This window comes from Streptomyces sp. NPDC002698 (assembly GCF_042888945.1).
GTDB lineage: Bacteria > Actinomycetota > Actinomycetes > Streptomycetales > Streptomycetaceae > Streptomyces.
Map to the genome: position 1 here is coordinate 324385 of NZ_JBIAQM010000006.1, position 14618 is coordinate 339002.

At 73.4% G+C, this 14618-nt stretch carries 15 protein-coding genes; 7 read left to right on the forward strand and 8 right to left on the reverse strand.

All coding sequences use genetic code 11. The features are described 5' to 3' along the window. Position 1: 1 nt before the first annotated feature. The 3 genes from ACFYW9_RS12385 to ACFYW9_RS12395 all read right to left on the reverse strand — a co-directional run bounded on the left by ACFYW9_RS12385 (position 2) and on the right by ACFYW9_RS12395 (position 2220). Positions 2 to 223: a hypothetical protein gene (locus ACFYW9_RS12385; RefSeq protein ID WP_037614735.1), complete on the reverse strand. Its 222-nt coding sequence runs from the start codon at positions 221 to 223 to the stop codon at positions 2 to 4. A gap of 322 nt (positions 224 to 545) precedes the next feature. After that, entirely contained in the window at positions 546 to 1145 is a 600-nt protein-coding gene (locus ACFYW9_RS12390) for a hypothetical protein (protein ID WP_389148223.1), read from the reverse strand. Positions 1146 to 1269: 124 nt separating this feature from the next. Next, the gene (locus tag ACFYW9_RS12395; RefSeq protein WP_389148226.1) at positions 1270 to 2220 is read right to left on the reverse strand and encodes a L,D-transpeptidase; all 951 of its coding nucleotides are present in this window, start codon (positions 2218 to 2220) and stop codon (positions 1270 to 1272) included. A 111-nt stretch (positions 2221 to 2331) separates the two neighbouring features. On the opposite strand from ACFYW9_RS12395, the gene ACFYW9_RS12400 reads away from it, so the two are divergent. Together ACFYW9_RS12400 and ACFYW9_RS12405 are read left to right on the forward strand one after the other, a co-directional pair. Continuing rightward, on the forward strand, positions 2332 to 2889 hold the full coding sequence (locus ACFYW9_RS12400; protein ID WP_389148229.1) for a SigE family RNA polymerase sigma factor: 558 nt from the start codon (positions 2332 to 2334) through the stop codon (positions 2887 to 2889). Continuing rightward, a complete protein-coding gene (locus ACFYW9_RS12405; RefSeq protein WP_389148232.1) occupies positions 2879 to 3586 on the forward strand; it encodes a hypothetical protein in 708 nt (235 codons plus the stop codon). The genes ACFYW9_RS12400 and ACFYW9_RS12405 overlap by 11 nt, the downstream gene beginning before the upstream one ends. A gap of 113 nt (positions 3587 to 3699) precedes the next feature. Here ACFYW9_RS12405 and ACFYW9_RS12410 read toward each other — a convergent pair whose 3' ends face one another. After that, on the reverse strand, positions 3700 to 5043 hold the full coding sequence (locus tag ACFYW9_RS12410) for a helix-turn-helix domain-containing protein (protein ID WP_351871073.1): 1344 nt from the start codon (positions 5041 to 5043) through the stop codon (positions 3700 to 3702). A 150-nt stretch (positions 5044 to 5193) separates the two neighbouring features. Here ACFYW9_RS12410 and ACFYW9_RS12415 point away from each other — a divergent pair, with 150 nt between their 5' ends. Together ACFYW9_RS12415 and ACFYW9_RS12420 are read left to right on the forward strand one after the other, a co-directional pair. Next, the gene (locus tag ACFYW9_RS12415) at positions 5194 to 5349 is read left to right on the forward strand and encodes a hypothetical protein (protein WP_389148235.1); all 156 of its coding nucleotides are present in this window, start codon (positions 5194 to 5196) and stop codon (positions 5347 to 5349) included. 90 nt (positions 5350 to 5439) lie between these two features. Then, entirely contained in the window at positions 5440 to 6687 is a 1248-nt protein-coding gene (locus ACFYW9_RS12420) for an amidohydrolase (protein WP_389148238.1), read from the forward strand. A gap of 21 nt (positions 6688 to 6708) precedes the next feature. Here the strand turns inward: ACFYW9_RS12420 and ACFYW9_RS12425 are convergent, their stop codons facing one another. The 3 genes from ACFYW9_RS12425 to ACFYW9_RS12435 all read right to left on the reverse strand — a co-directional run bounded on the left by ACFYW9_RS12425 (position 6709) and on the right by ACFYW9_RS12435 (position 9989). Continuing rightward, entirely contained in the window at positions 6709 to 8004 is a 1296-nt protein-coding gene (locus ACFYW9_RS12425; RefSeq protein WP_389148241.1) for a hypothetical protein, read from the reverse strand. Between the two features lie 124 nt (positions 8005 to 8128). Then, on the reverse strand, positions 8129 to 9226 hold the full coding sequence (locus tag ACFYW9_RS12430) for a PP2C family protein-serine/threonine phosphatase (RefSeq protein WP_389148244.1): 1098 nt from the start codon (positions 9224 to 9226) through the stop codon (positions 8129 to 8131). A 124-nt stretch (positions 9227 to 9350) separates the two neighbouring features. After that, positions 9351 to 9989 (reverse strand): NAD(P)H-binding protein, encoded by a 639-nt coding sequence (locus ACFYW9_RS12435; RefSeq protein ID WP_351871084.1) that lies wholly within the window; start codon positions 9987 to 9989, stop codon positions 9351 to 9353. Positions 9990 to 10156: 167 nt separating this feature from the next. Here ACFYW9_RS12435 and ACFYW9_RS12440 point away from each other — a divergent pair, with 167 nt between their 5' ends. After that, positions 10157 to 10591: a hypothetical protein gene (locus ACFYW9_RS12440; protein ID WP_351871087.1), complete on the forward strand. Its 435-nt coding sequence runs from the start codon at positions 10157 to 10159 to the stop codon at positions 10589 to 10591. Positions 10592 to 10686: 95 nt separating this feature from the next. Here ACFYW9_RS12440 and ACFYW9_RS12445 read toward each other — a convergent pair whose 3' ends face one another. Next, entirely contained in the window at positions 10687 to 11238 is a 552-nt protein-coding gene (locus tag ACFYW9_RS12445; protein WP_389148248.1) for an SH3 domain-containing protein, read from the reverse strand. Between the two features lie 317 nt (positions 11239 to 11555). On the opposite strand from ACFYW9_RS12445, the gene ACFYW9_RS12450 reads away from it, so the two are divergent. Together ACFYW9_RS12450 and ACFYW9_RS12455 are read left to right on the forward strand one after the other, a co-directional pair. Further along, a complete protein-coding gene (locus ACFYW9_RS12450) occupies positions 11556 to 12455 on the forward strand; it encodes a hypothetical protein (protein WP_389148250.1) in 900 nt (299 codons plus the stop codon). Between the two features lie 59 nt (positions 12456 to 12514). Continuing rightward, complete coding sequence (locus ACFYW9_RS12455; RefSeq protein ID WP_389148253.1) at positions 12515 to 14449, forward strand: FUSC family protein; 1935 nt, start codon at positions 12515 to 12517, stop codon at positions 14447 to 14449. Positions 14450 to 14618 lie beyond the last annotated feature (169 nt).

Sequence of the window (14618 nt, forward strand, 5' to 3'; positions counted from 1 at the left end):
GTCAGAGCCGGTCCATCCGGGTGTAGGGGCTCAGGACGCGGACCTGGCGGGCGCCGAAGTCGACGAGCATCGCGATGCCCTCTTCGACGCCGACGATCGTGCCCAGGCCGTACTGGTCGTGGGAGACGCGGTCTCCGAGGCTGAACTCCTTGGCCACGGGGACGACGGGTGCAGCGAAGGGGCTGGTGGGCAGGTGGCGCCGGGGCGCGGAGGATTTACTCATCGTGATTCCAGTATGGGCCCTATTCCGGCGGGCGGTAGGGCTTGATGGTCTCGATCCCGCTCCGACTCGGCGTCCCCGCGGACTCCGGGCCACGGCGGGCGGGCGTCCCCTCGCACCTTCCCCGCCCGGCCGGCCGCGCGTTCCGTGAGGTCATCCGCCGGGGCTCCGGCTCCACGATCTTTCCGGTGCGCGGAGCCGTCCGCCGGGCGAGCCTGTCGGGGACCGGACAACCCGCGACGGCGCGTTCCCGGGCCGTCCGGTACCGGGGGAGCGGCGGGGCGCGGGAGCCGGCCGGAAAGGGCCGGCCCCCGCGCCCGAGTGCTCAGCTCAGGTCCAGCCGGGAGTAGATCCCGCCCTCGGTGTCGCGGACGACGATGTGCTTGACGCCGAAGTCCTCGTCGGAGGCGGGCAGGTCGGTGCTGACGTACCAGACGCCCCAGCCGGGGTCGCCCGCGAGCTCCAGGAGCTCGGCGCGCAGGGTCCCGGCCGTGGTCCGCACCGTGACCCGCGAGGCGGTGCCCTTGCCGCCGTAGTACAGGCCGGAGAGCGTGACGTGCCCTTGGGCGGTGCCCTCGACCTGCGCCGAGACGCCGGGCGTGCCGAGGTCGATGTTCCCGTCGACCACGCTCCTGAACTGGGGATCGGTGTTGTCGAGCGTCGTCCAGTGCTTGCCCTCGGCCGTCAGCCAGAACTCGGCGCCGCCGGGCTCCGTGACGTGCTCGCCCGGGGCGACGATCCGGGCCGTGGGAGCGGTCTTCGCGACCGGGAGGGCGGGAGCGTGCGCCGGGTGGCCGGTGACGTGCGCCGACAGGACGGCGGCGGGCGCCCCCTTCCCCTGCGGGGCGCTGTGGGCCGCCGTGGGCACCGCGATCAGCGCGACGGCGACCGCGGCGACCGCCGCGTACTTCTTCGTACCTGCCATGAACGGACAACTCCTCGTGATGTGAACGGTGTTCGGATGGTGCAGGGGCGCCGCTCCCCCGTGGAGACTCCTGGCGCCCGCCGGCCGGACGACACCGGCCGGAGCTTCTCCGCGCGGACGCGCGTCAGTCGAGGGCGCTCGCCGCCCGCCACTGGTCCCAGGTCAGGTTCCAGTCGCCGTAGCCGTTGCCGACGGCGACCGTGTCGCGGGAGCCGACGACCTTGACGACGTCGCCGGGGATGACCTCGTCGAAGAACCGCTTCGCGGGACCGCCGGTGGCGAGTCCGACGCAGCCGTGCGTGACGTTCCGACGGCCGCCGTGGATGTTCGCCTTCGGGTTCTGGTGGAGGTAGGTGCCCGAGGCGGTGAGGTGGACGGCGTAGTAGTAGTAATCCGCGTACGCGTCGCCGTAGCCGACCGATCGCGAGTCCATGAAGACCTTGGACGCCTTGTCGGAGACGACCATCGTGCCGTTCCAGGTGTCCATGCCCGGCGCGCCCGCGGTGATCGGGACGCGGCGCGACGATCCGGCCGTTTCGAGCGTCATGAAGTGTGTACGGACATCCACTGTGGCGACGAGGGAGCGGCCCACCGTGAAATGCCTGGTGATCCCGGCTCCGGCCCGGACGGTGACCGCCGTTCCGGGCTTCCAGTACGCGCGGGGCCGGAAGTCGACGCGCTGTCCGTCGAGGAGGTTACGGTCCCTGATCCACCCCCAGGACCCCTCGACGTCGGCGGTCACCTTCAACTGCCGTTCCACATCGGCCCGTTCGACCACGGGTATCGGGCGGTCGAAGGTCACCGAGATCGGCATGCCGACACCCACGGTCTGCCCGTCGGCGATGTTGACGTGCGCCCCTGTCAGGGACTTGAGCGGTGCGGCGGAGGGCTTCGGCCGGGCCTTGCCCGTGGCCCCGGCCGTTCCGGCGGCAGGCCGGCCCCCCGGCTCGGCCCCCTTGCCCCCGCCGTCGGCCAGCGCCTGCGCCGAACACCCGGCGAGCGCGAGCACGCACACGGCCGCCGCGCTCCATGCGCGGGCCAACCGGCCTCCGCGGCCCCGCAGTCCCGTGGTCATGGTGATCCCCCTGTGGTGTGTTTCGATGTGCGACGTACGGGACCTGTACGCACGGCCGGGACGACCGGGTTGCACACGGCCGGAAAAACTTCGGACATTCGGGCGGGGGGCATGACCGAGGAAGAGTTCGACGCGTTCTACGCGACCGCGTTCCCCCGGCTGACCGGCCAGCTCTACGCGTTCACGGGGGACCACGGCGAGGCGCAGGACGTCGTCCAGGAGGCGTTCGTCCGCGCCTGGGACAAGCGGCACGAGTTCCTCGCCGACGGGGCTCCCGAGGCGTGGATACGGACCGTGGCGACGCGGCTCGCGGTGAGCCGCTGGCGCCGGGCCCGCCGCTGGCTGGAGCTGGTGCGGCGCACGCCTCCGGCCGACCACGCCCCGGGCCCGGGACCCGAACGCACCGCGCTCGTCACCGCGTTACGCACGCTCCCCGAGGCGCAGCGGATGGCGATCGTTCTGCACCATCTGTGCGACTTGAGCGTCGAGCAGGTAGCCTCCGAAACCGGTGCCCCCGTCGGCACGGTCAAGGCCCGGCTCTCACGGGGCCGGGCGGCGCTGGCGCGGGTGCTCTCGGAGGATTCGGCGGACCTGGCCGGCTCCGCGCGCCCGTCGAGTTTCGCGGGCGCGTCCGGCAAGGGCGAGAGGGAGGACGACCGTGTCCGATGAACTCGCCTCCGCCCTGCGCGAGTTGGCGAACGAGGCGGAGAGGCCTCCGGTGCTGAGCGGTGCGGAGATCCGCGGCCGGGCGTCGGGCCGACGGCGCCGCCGCCGTACGGCTCTGGCCGCGGGCGGCGTCTGCGTCGCGGGCGCGCTCGCCCTGGTCGTCGTGGTGGGCCTGGACGGAGGGGCGCAGCGGAAGTCCCCGCCGGCCGCGAGCCCCACCGCCGTCCCGAGCCTGCCGGTGGCACCGCCCGACGCGACGGTCGATCTGGGCAGGCGCGTGATCTCGGTCGCGGGCCACGAACTGACGCTCCACGGCGACAACCTGACCGGGAACGGGCCGGCGGTCCGGACGACGGTCACGGAGAAGGACGCCCACATGAGGGTCTCCGGCAAGACGGTCGGCCTCGACGGCGGCTACTCCTTCAAGGCCTCCTGGGTGGTCAGGCTCGCCGGTCCCGACGGCAGAACGGACTACGTGGGAGCCCTGCCCGATGACCAGACCTTCTCCAACCCCGACCACGGCTGGATCGGCCTGGACATGACCGACGCCAAGCTGCTGTACGACCGGCTCGAACCGGGCGCCGTGGTCGAGATCCGCCCGTCGGCCAACGCCTCGGCCTCCTCGGCGGCGCACCGGGGCACGGCGACGGCGGGCTCGGGCGCGGCGGCCGGCTCGGGAACGGGGACCTCGGGCGGCTGACGCGGCCTTCGCGGCCGACGGCCACGCCCCGGAGTCCGGCAGCACCAGCGGCACTCGCACCCCGAAGCCCTCGGCCCTCAGCCCTCACCGGAACGACCGGCGCCCGCGTGCCCTCAGAGGGGCGGCTGGGCCGGAGCGGGGCCGAGGGTCGTCGTGCCCGGGGCGGTGCGGTGGCCGAGGCCGGTGCGGTAGGCGTCCAGAGCCGCTTCCACCCGGCCGGTGCGCCGCAACAGGTCGCCCAGCAGCCGGCACAGGTCCGCCAGGTCGCCCGCCGCGCCCGCCCGCTCCAGCAGGCTCATCGCCCGCACGTAGTGCTCCTCCGCCGCCTCGGTGTCGCGGGTGTCCTCCGCGATGATCCCGAGCAGGCGGTGCGCGGCGGCGGCGTGGATGGCGCCCCGCTCGGAACTCAGGTCACCGAGCACCTGCCGCAGCAGTCCGTCCGCCTCGTCGGACTTGCCGCGCCGGTGCAGCACGTCGGCCAGTTCCACCGCGACCTGGCTGGTGTACAGCGCGGCCCGCTTCGCGGAGAGCATGGCCTGCGCCTCACGCAACTCGCCCTCCGCGCGATCCAGTTCACCGTTCTGGGCGTACAGATAGCCGCGCATCCAGTGGCAGTTGGCGAGCTCGGTGCGGATCTGGAGCTGCCGGTAGAGCTCGGCGGCCTTGGCGAGGGAGGCGTCGGCCTCGGTGATCCGCCCCTCGGCGATCATCGTCCGCGCCACCGACCGGTGCATCCGCGCCACCAGCGCCGGGTCCTGGACCTGCGGCGCGAGGGCGAGCGCGAACTCGGCGGCCTGGGCGGCACGGGCGTGCGCGCCCATGTCCATGTAGGGCCCGATGACTCCCGTGTAGAGGAGAAGCAGCGCCTCGGGATCGTGCAGGCCCGTCCGGTTGAGCTCGTCGAGGGTGGACTCGAACAGGTAGCAGGCGTAACGGAGTTCACCGGCGAGGTAGTGGGAGACCGCCCGGCCCCGTACGGCGGGCACCCGCTGCGGCAGCGGCGCGTCCCCCATCCGCTGCTCCGATTCCTCGAAGCGCCGCTGCGCCGTCTCCAGATCCCCCGTGTCCAGAGCGCATTCGCCGAGCCCCAGAAGCGCCGCCGCCTGCTCGGCGACCAGTCCGTGGGCCTCCGCCTCCGCGAGCAGAACCGCGTAGACCTCGGCGGCCACCTCGGCCTCTCCGGTGGACAGCGTGCGCTGCGCGTCCGTCAGCCGCAGCCGCAGGCCGGTGGCGAGATGGGCGGGCCGCCCGGTCGCCAGCTCCTCGTACGCGATCCCGAGACGCCCGGCTATGTGCCGCAGCGCGGGCTCCGAGGCCCGCACCCGGCCGGCCTCCAGAGTGGAGATGTACGCGGGCGTGTACACGGGCTCCGCGAGCTGCTTCTGCGTCAGGCCTCGTTCTGTGCGCAGCTGTTGCACCCTGCGCCCGATGATCTCAGGGTCGTCCCGCTCCGCCATGAACCAAGCATGCCATCAAGCCGAGTTGAACCGGTCCGGCTTTTGACTACTGTCCGGCCTCGGAGCCCTCTTGCGACGGGAGCCCGGGAGCCTCTACGTTAAGCGCCGGATTAAGCATGCTTAATACGCCGCTGTTGTTGCGAGGTCACCGTGCTCCGACGTATTTCCGCGCGCTACTCCAGAGGGTTTCTCGCCGCCGTCATCGCGGTCGCCGCGCTGGTCACGGCGGCGAACGTCGGCCCGGCGAGAGCCGCCGAAGCGGCCCCCACGGCACACACCACCGCGCACACGACCGGTCAGCGGTAACTCCCGGCGGGCCGTCGACACGCGCTCCCCGAGCCGTACGACAGCGGCGAATCCCCCGTACGGGGCAAACGAGGCGCCTACAGTGAACCGGTGACCTCTACCGCCGCTCGTACCGCGCTGGACCTCACCGCCGACCTCCCGGTCCTCGCCCTGGAGGACTTCTACCGGGATCTGCACCGGAATCCCGAACTGTCGCTGCGCGAACACCGTACGGCCGCCGCCCTCGCGGAACGGCTGCGGAAAGCCGGGTACGACACGACCGAGGGCGTGGGCGGCACGGGCGTCGTCGGCGTCCTGCGGAACGGGGACGGGCCCACCGTCCTGCTGCGCGCCGACATGGACGCGCTGCCCGTCGCCGAGGAGACCGGACTGCCGTACGCCTCGGCGACCGACGGGGTCATGCACGCCTGCGGTCACGATCTCCACGTCACCTGGCTCGCCGGCGCGGCGGACGCGCTCGCCGCCGGGAGGGACACCTGGTCCGGCACGCTGGTGCTGGTCGGACAGCCCGCCGAGGAGACCGGCGGGGGCGCGGCCCGCATGGTCGCGGACGGCCTCCACGAACGCTTCCCGGTGGCCGACGTCCTGCTCGCCCAGCACGTGGTGCCCGGCCCCGCCGGGCTGTACCCGCACTCCCCGGGTCTGATCATGTCCGCCTCGACCGACCTGGACATCGTCGTGCACGGGCGGGGCGGGCACGGTTCGCGGCCCGAGACGACCGTCGACCCGGTGGTGACGGCCGCGTACATCGTGACGCGGCTCCAGACGGTCGTCAGCCGGGAGATCGCGGCCCGGGAGTCCGCCGTGCTCACCGTGGGACGGATCGAGGCCGGCACCCGGCACAACATCATCCCGTCCGAGGCCCGGATCGCCCTGAACCTGCGGACGCAGTCGCCGGACGTGCGGGAGCGGATGATCGCCGCCGTGCGGCGCGTCGCGGCGGGCGAGTGCGCGGCGGCCGGCTGCCCGGCCGAGCCCACGGTCACCGTCGGCGACGACTTCCCGGTCACCGTCAACGACGCCGGCACCGACCGCCGGATCGCCGCCGTGCACGGCGAGGTCTTCGGCGCCGGGACGATCCTCGACCCCGGTCCCGCCATGGCCAGCGAGGACTTCCCGCGGCTCGCGGCCGGCCGGATCCCCTACTCCTACTGGTTCGTGACCGGCACCCCGGCCGACGTCTGGAACGCGGCCCCGGGCGGCGACGACCTCATGACCAGGCTCGAGGCCGTGCCCAGCAACCACAGTCCGCACTTCGCCCCCGACCTGTCCACGGTCGCGCCGGGCGTACGGACGCTGGTGTCGGGGGCGCTGGCCTCGCTGTCGGCCGGGAAGTGAACCCTCCCGGTCCGTGTTCGCTCAGGTCTGCGTCTGCAACTGGCTGAGCTGGCGCCTGACATGGTCCAGTGCGCCCTCCCTGCGTCCGGGCACCCGCTGTCTCAACCGGGCCAGTTCCGCCCCGAGTTCACGGGCCCGCGCCGGATCGTCGACAAGGCCCCACTGGTGGTGCGCGCGGTCCACGGCGGACTCCACCTCCGGGGCGCCCGGCGCCTGTCCCGCGTCCAGCCGGTTCGCCGCGAGGGCCAGCCAGCCGCGGCAGCTGCGCTCGGCGTCCCCCGCGAACATCGCGAGGTCGGCCCGTACCTCCATCCAGTGCAGCACCGGCTCGGACCCGGACCCGTGCGTCCGCAGCGCCTCCCGCTCCCACCGCGCCGCCAGCGCGAACGCGTCGTCGTGGCGTCCGTCGCGGACCGCCGCGGTGATCTCCTGGTGGGGATCGCGAGGGACCGGACTCCCTCGCCGGCCGGCCTGACCGGGAAGCTGCGCGGACGGCGCGGACGGCGCGGGCGGTGGGGTCGGCACGGTCGGCATGGACACGGATGGCACGGACGACACAGGCGACACAGGCGGTGGAACCGGTGGGTGCGGTGGATGCGCGGGCGCGTGCGCGTGCGGCGGAGCCGTGACAGTCGTGAACTCCGGAGCCGGGGGCCAGGGTTGCCCGGCCCACGCCCGCCCGGGCGCGAGCACCAGGTCCGCCGCTCCCGGCCGGGCGTTCTCCTCGCCCGGGATCCTCGTCAGAGCCTGCTGGTGAAGCTGGTCGGGGGAAGGGCGGTGGCCGCTGCGGAGCAGCGTGGCGACGGCTCTCATGTACGCCGGCTGTGCCACCGTCCGGCGCGACGGCGGCGGGGCGACCCGGCCGTACAGCTCGGTCGACGGGCCCGCCGTGAGGGGGCGCCCGGCGAGGAACTCCCAGGTGTCCGCGTCCGCGTGCAGGTCGACGAAGACGGTCGTCGAACCCGGTGGGCGCAGCCGGAGTTCGTCGGCGACCCAGCGCCAGGGGAAGGCCGTGTAGCGGACCGTCGCCGGGGTGGTGCGGGCCAGCGCGAGGTGCGGAAGCCGCTGGCGGCGGTCCAGTTGGAGCTGTCCCGTCACGAACATGGTCAGCGGTCCGGGCGCCGTCGCCGCCGCGCGCAGCCGGGTCAGGACGGCCTGCGGCTCCAGCGGGTCGGCCAGTTCGACGACATTGGCCGTCTCGGTGCCCGACAGCACCGCAGGAGCGACGGCCGCGAGCACGGGGAGCACGGAGGCCGCGTCCACCAGACACCCCCTGCCCACCGGCGAGGCCGCGAGGAGCAGCACGGTTCCGGGCACAGGTTGCCTCCCCCATCGATCGGACACATCAGCACCGTAACGGCTGCGCATGCAAAGAGGGGACGTGAAGAGGACGAACCCCCCACCCGGCCGAGAACCCCGAAGTCCGCGTCCGCCACCACGGCTACGTCCCTCGTCCGCCGCCCGCCCGACGCCGTACGGCGAAGATCGTCGTGTCGTCGGCCAGCCTGCCGCCGCAGTGGACCAGGGTGCCGTCGCGCACGAACCGGACGAGCCGCTGCGGGTCGGCGATGCGCGGGTCCCGTGGCAGCGCCTTCGTGAGGGTGTCACGGAGCGGGAAGAAGTCGCCCGCCGTGTCGCGGGCCTCGGTCACCCCGTCGGTGACCAGGAGCAGGGTCTCGCCGGGGGCGAGCGGGACCCGGAGCACCGGTGGCGGCGCCGGCGCCAACTCGCCCATGCCGAGCGGGAGTCCGTCCCCGGCCGGCAGGCTCCGCACCCCGTCGGGGGTGACCACGAGCGGCGGTTCGTGGCCGAAGTTGACGACCTCCACGGTGACCGGGGCGTCCTCGGGGAAGGCGACCAGGACGCCCGTCGCGAAACGGTCGCTGTCGCTGCGGCCGAGCGCCACGCGGTAGCGGTTGTGCCGCAGCATCCGGACCTCCAGCCGGGCGGCGACCGTGGCGAGGTCCGGCTCGTGGTACCCCGCCTCGCGGAAGGTGCTGAGCAGCGCGGCCGCCGCCTCGACCGCCGCGAGTCCCTTGCCCTGGACGTCTCCGAGCAGCACGCGGGTGCCGTGCCGGCCGGGCTGGATGTCGTAGAAGTCGCCGCCGACCCGGGCCTCGCTGTCGGCGGCGAGGTAGACGGCCGCGTGGTCGAGGCCGCCCCAGCCCGGAGCCATCGGGCGCAGCACGGTACGCCGGGTCGTCTCGGCGATGTCCCGCATGTGCAGCATGCGCCGCTCGGCGCGCAGCCGCACGGAACAGGCGAGGGCGGCCAGGCCGCTGCCGACCATGACCAGGACGAAATCGGGCAGGCCGTTCTGGTACGGGTGTGGCCACGACGTGTCCACGGCGCCGTAGACGAGCAGCGACAGCGCGGCGAACGCCAGGGTGCCCAGCACTCCGCAGATCGCCGCGGCGATGACCGGCACGAGCACGAGCCAGGAGATGATCCGGAACCGGCCGGAGGTGTTGACGTCGAGCAGCGCGATGCCGATGAGCAGCAGCAGCGGGGGCACCCAGGCGACGCTGCGCCCGTTCACCCGCAGCGGCGTCGACTGCCGGAAAGCGTCCTGCACCCCGGTGCGCGGCCGCAGGGCGTGCCGTAACCGGTCGTATAGGGATCTCCGGTCGGCCACCTCGCCGTACCGCCTCCGTCTCGTTGTCTCAGTAGGCGACGGACATACGGCCGTGCGGGTGGACGGGCATCTCCAGCTGGTCGACGAAGGCCATCGCGTAGTCCTCGGCACTGATCCTGCTCTGGCCGCCCGCGTCGGTGAGCATGCGGTCGCCGCCGATCCTGAACTCGCCCGTGCGTTCGCCGGGGCCGATCTCGGCGGCGGGTGAGATGTAGGTCCAGTCGAGATCGTCGACGTCGGCCCTCAGATAGGTGAGGGCGTCACGGTGGGCGAGGGCCTCGGGAAGGTAGGCCTCGGGGAAGTCCGGCTGGTCGCACGCGGCCTCACCGGGGGCGACCTCCAGGGTCCCCGCCCCGCCGACGATCACGAGCCGGTGCACCCCGGCCTCACGGACGCCCTCCACCAGGGAGTGGTTGAGGGCGAGGAAGGGTTCGCGGGGATCCGAGCCGTCCCGGGGCGGGACGCACGCCGACCCCACCGCGTCCGCGCCGGCCACGAGCTCGGCGACCTTCGCCGGGTCCGCGGCGTCGGCCGCCGCCGCGGTGACCCCGGGAACCGGGGACTGGCCGGACCGGCTGACCGCGACGACCTGGTGTCCGCGCGCCGACGCCTCCGTGGCGATACGGCTGCCGACCATGCCGGTGGCACCGAAGAGTACGAGCTTCATGCACCTCAGCGAAGCACGCGACCATGATCACCGCATCCCGGCGAAGCGGCGCGGAGGGTGTCGTGGGGTGCAGTGGAGGGGTGCCGTGGGGGTGCGGACCCCGACTTGCCAGGGGCTGCGGCGAGGTGTGACCTGGAAGGCGGGGGCGAGCAGAGAGGAGTCCTTCCATGGCTCAAGCCGCACCCGTGTCAGGGACACCAGGTACATCCGGATCGACCGACGTCTTCGGGGAACGGACCCACACGATGGCGAAGTGGGCCGTGCCCGTCGGCGGCGGACTCGTCTACGGCTACTGGGCCGCCGCCATCAACCGGGACGCAGGTGCCATCACGGGCTGGAACGTGCTGTTCGGCTTCGTGTGCGCCATCGCGTTCGCGGCGGCCTACATGGGCGCCCGGACGGTGGCACCGCTGATGCGGCGCGAGACGCACGCGCTGGTGTGGGCCGTGTTCGCGGGCTGCGCGTTCGGTTTCCTGTACAGCCAGACCGACGCGACCATTCTGCGGTCCGTGTTCATGTCGCTGCCGGTGGCGGTGGGCGTGTTCGCGGTGGCCTTCTACCGCTATTACACCCACGAGGACGCGGCGGGAAAGGCGAACTGACGTCGTTCGTGTGCGCCGTCGCTCGTCGCGACGGCGCACACGCACATGAGGCCCCGGCACCGCCGGGGCCTCATGCGTCTCCCTCACTCACCTACTCACCCACCACCTGGGACCCAGTCCCAGGAGTTCGAGGAGGAGCCCGACACGGTCCAGCTCCACGCGCTGGAGACGGTGAAGCTCCAGGAGCCGGAGGCGGTCACGCTCCATCCGGGGTCGTTGCGCGGGTTGCGCCCGTCGTCCCAGTGCGCGTTGTGCCACGTCCCGTCCTTCTGGTCGGGGCACGGGTCCGAGCAACTCGGCACCCACCGGCCGTCGGTGTCGACGAAGGCCGCGCTGGCCCAGGCATGGGCGCCGACGAGCCAGTACCAGACGGTGGTGCCGAGCACGCTCTGCCCGTTCACCGCGCACTGGACGCGGTCCTGGCTGCCCGGGGAGAGCGCGCCGACGACGGGCGAGTTCGTGCTGGGCTGAAGCCGCAGGTTCAGTTCTCCACGGGAGACGACGGTGCCCCGGACGGAGCTTCCGGAGCCGTCGCCGGTCGACGCCGACCCGGTCGCCGCCATGGAGGGACCGGCGGCCAGGACGGTCAGTACACCGCCGCTGAGCAGGGCCGCGGCAAGAGTCCGCGGGGCTGGGGTGGTGCGCATATCGGCCTCCTTTTCCCCAGATCCAGGAAACACCCGTTCGGGTGAGGGCTCCACCTGAGCGGCCAAAGCCCTTGGGGCCACAGGGATGCACGGGGGTGAGCGGAAGTCCCGGAGGGCGCCGGCGGAACCCGCACGGCCGTCCGACGGCGTAACGGCGGGGCACGGACCGGGTGCCGCCGGAATCGGGCGGGCTGCCGGCGGGGGCCGTGGTCCGGCCCTGCGGGGCGGGTGCGGCAGCTCCCCGTACGGCTTGTCACATGCGCCCATTTGCAGTCGGCCCGGTCGCGTACGGGGTCCGGGAGGCCTTGCCTGAAGACGTGTCCCCTCGTGTCCGGAGCGCCCTGTCGGCCGTGCTGATCGCGCTCGCCTGCCTCCTCGCGCCGCTCGGCGCGCTGTCGGCCTGGGCGACGTACGGTCTCGGCGACTCCGAGCGGTACGAGGCCACCATGGCGCCGCTCGCCGGCGACGACGACGTCCGGGACGCCATCGCGGCCGGCGTCACCGACGACATCCTGCGCGAGGTCCACGTCCGGCCAAGACTCCAGGGGCCGGTGAACCACTTCGTACGGGACGCCGTGCGCTCGTTCACCGAGACCGAGGCGTACCGCACGGCGTGGGAGGCCGCCAACATGGCCGCGCACGACGCCGTGATGCGGGCGCTGCGCGAGGACCGCGAGGGTGCGGTGACCGTCGATCTCGCGCTCGTCACCGAGCGGGTCAAGCGCCGGCTGGCCGACGACCACATGCCGTTGGCCGGCCGGATCCCGGTCGCGCACACCGAGGTCACCGTGCTCGAGGCCGAGGACCTGGCCCGGCTCCGGAAGGGGTTCCACGTGCTCGAAGTCGCCGGATTCTGGCTCCCGTCGGCGTCGGTCGTCTTCGCGGCGACGGGCATCGTCATCGCCGTGCGCCGCCGCCGGGCGGTCCTCGCGACGGGCCTCGGCACCGCTCTGGGCGCCGCGCTGCTCGGTGTCGCGATCACCGTCGGCCGCAGGCTCACCCTCGACGACCTGCCGCCCGATGTGTCCCGTACGGCCGCGGGCGCGGTGTACGACGCTCTCACCGAGACCCTCCGGTTCGTCAGCTGGCTGCTGCTGGCCATGGGTCTGACGGTGGCTCTGACCGCCGCGCTCGCCGGTGCGTACGCCCGCCGGCGGCGGCGGGCCGAGACGCCCCGTCAGATTCCCGCCGAGCAGTCGACCCACGTGGGCGCCTGACCCGGGGCCCGGCGGGACCTCACCCGGGTCCGCCCCGGGAAAACCGACATACTTGGGGCATGTCCCGCGCGTTCCCCATCGGCCTCACCCCTCCCGACTGGCTGGTCAGGAACCTCCAACCGCAGCGGGTCCCCGTCAACCGGGCCGCCGCCGCCCGCGCCGCCGTGGCCCTGTCGCTCCCCCTCGCGATCGGCCTCGCCTGCGGACAGCCCGCGTACGGCGCCCTGGCCTCCATGGGAGCCCTGTCCGGAGTCATCAGCGACACCGCGGACGCGTACCGCCTGCGGATCCTCAACATCGCCGTCCCGCAGTTCTTCGGCGCGATCGGCGTCACGATCGGCGCCGCGGTCTTCGGGCACGGCTGGACCACCGTCGTGACGGTGACCCTGATCGCCCTGGTGTCCGGGATGATCTCGTCGATCGGCGCCGTCGCCTCCGTCACCGGACTGCTGCTGCTCCTCAACTGCGTGATCGGCGCCGGACTTCCGCTGCCCGGCGCCTGGTGGCTCGCGCCGCTGCTGATGTCCGGCGGCGGGCTCCTCGTCCTCGCGCTGACCCTGCTCGCCTGGCCGCTGCGCTCGGGGGTGCCGGAGCGGTCCTCCGTCGCGAGCACCTACCGCACGGTCGCGGACCTGCTCGCCGCCGGAGGCACCGACGACTACGAGCGCCTCCGCGTCGCCGTCACCCGGTCCCTGAACGAGTCGTACGACCTCGTCCTCGCCCGGCGGGCGTTCCACCACGGCAGCAGCCCCGACCTCGTCCGGCTGCTCGCCCAGCTCAACGCCGTCACGCCGGTCGTCGAGGCCGCCCCCGCCGCCCACCAGCGGGGCGAACCGCTGCCCGCCGCGATCCCCGCCGCCGTGAGCCTGCTCGCCGACACCATCGAGACCGGCGGCACCGGCCCCCTCGAACTGCGGCTGCCCGCCCCGGCCGACGCGACGGGGCGTGCCGTCGACCACGCCCTGCGGCACGCCGCCGGTGTCGTGACCGACCGGTCCCCCGACCCGCGCACCCTCGACGACCGCCTCGGCCGGCCCGCCCGCCTGCGCGTCCGCGCCTCCCGCGCCACCCGAAACGTCCTGCTGTCGGCGGCCTCCTGGCGCTACGGCACCCGCCTCGCCCTGTGCATCGGCCTCGGCCAGGTGCTCGTCTCCACCGTCGAGGTGCCGCGCTCCTACTGGGTCGCGCTCACCATCACCTTCGTCATGAAGCCCGACTACGGTTCCGTCTTCTCCCGGGCCCTGCTGCGCGCCCTCGGCACGGTCGCGGGCCTCGTGGTCGCGGCGACCGTGCTGACCCTGGTGCCGCGCGGCTGGTGGGACGTGCCCGTGCTGACGGTGCTCGCCGCGCTCATCCCGGCCCTGACCCCGCGCGGCTACGGGTACCAGACCGCCGCCATCACCCCGGTGATCCTGCTGTTGTCCGACATCCTCAACCACCAGGGCACCGGGCTCATCGTCCCCCGCCTGATCGACTCCCTGATCGGCTGCGGCATCGCCCTGGTGGCCGGATACCTGCTCTGGCCGGAGAGCTGGCACGCCCGGGTCGGGGACCGGCTCGCGGACGCGGTCGCCGACACCGCCGGCTATGTCGAGCTGGCCTTCGGGGACGCCGCCGAGCCGTCGGCCCGCGCCCGGAGCAGGCGCCGGCTGTACCGCGACCTCTCCTCCATCCGGACGGAATTCCAGCGCGCGCTGACCGAACCGCCGCCGAACGGGCGCCGCGCCGCGGCCTGGATGCCGCTCGTCGTCGCCGTCGAGCGGATCGTGGACGCGACGACCGCGGCCCGGGTCCGTGTCCGGCAGGGCGCGGCCGAGCCGTCCGCCGCCGAGATCTCCACCATCGCGCGCCAGCTGCGGGAGCTGTCCGAGGGACTGCGCGAGACGGACGTGCTCTTCGCCGTCCGCACCGACCTCACCGGACCCGAGGGCAGCGTCCTCGAACCGGTGCGGCAGGAGGTCGCGGCGGCCAGGGCGATCACCTCACCGCATTGACACGGGCGGCGTCGGCACCGACTATTCGGCCATCGTCCCGACTCCACGCGCGGGACGGACGAAAGTTAGAATTCCGACAAATCACCGTGGTAGGAAAGTGAACCCGTGGGCGCTGTAAAGGGGTTGACGCGGCGGTTGTCCGGTGCGCGGCCCCTGCCGAAGATCACCA

What these genes read in the sequence shown, in the direction of transcription:
- ACFYW9_RS12385 (WP_037614735.1), bottom strand. Translation starts at nt 223, where the DNA reads ATGAGTAAATCCTCCGCGCCCCGGCGCCACCTGCCCACCAGCCCCTTC.
- ACFYW9_RS12390 (WP_389148223.1), bottom strand. Translation starts at nt 1,145, where the DNA reads ATGGCAGGTACGAAGAAGTACGCGGCGGTCGCCGCGGTCGCCGTCGCG.
- ACFYW9_RS12395 (WP_389148226.1), bottom strand. Translation starts at nt 2,220, where the DNA reads ATGACCACGGGACTGCGGGGCCGCGGAGGCCGGTTGGCCCGCGCATGG.
- ACFYW9_RS12400 (WP_389148229.1), top strand. Translation starts at nt 2,332, where the DNA reads ATGACCGAGGAAGAGTTCGACGCGTTCTACGCGACCGCGTTCCCCCGG.
- ACFYW9_RS12410 (WP_351871073.1), bottom strand. Translation starts at nt 5,043, where the DNA reads ATGGCGGAGCGGGACGACCCTGAGATCATCGGGCGCAGGGTGCAACAG.
- ACFYW9_RS12435 (WP_351871084.1), bottom strand. Translation starts at nt 9,989, where the DNA reads ATGAAGCTCGTACTCTTCGGTGCCACCGGCATGGTCGGCAGCCGTATC.
- ACFYW9_RS12440 (WP_351871087.1), top strand. Translation starts at nt 10,157, where the DNA reads ATGGCTCAAGCCGCACCCGTGTCAGGGACACCAGGTACATCCGGATCG.
- ACFYW9_RS12445 (WP_389148248.1), bottom strand. Translation starts at nt 11,238, where the DNA reads ATGCGCACCACCCCAGCCCCGCGGACTCTTGCCGCGGCCCTGCTCAGC.
- ACFYW9_RS12455 (WP_389148253.1), top strand. Translation starts at nt 12,515, where the DNA reads ATGTCCCGCGCGTTCCCCATCGGCCTCACCCCTCCCGACTGGCTGGTC.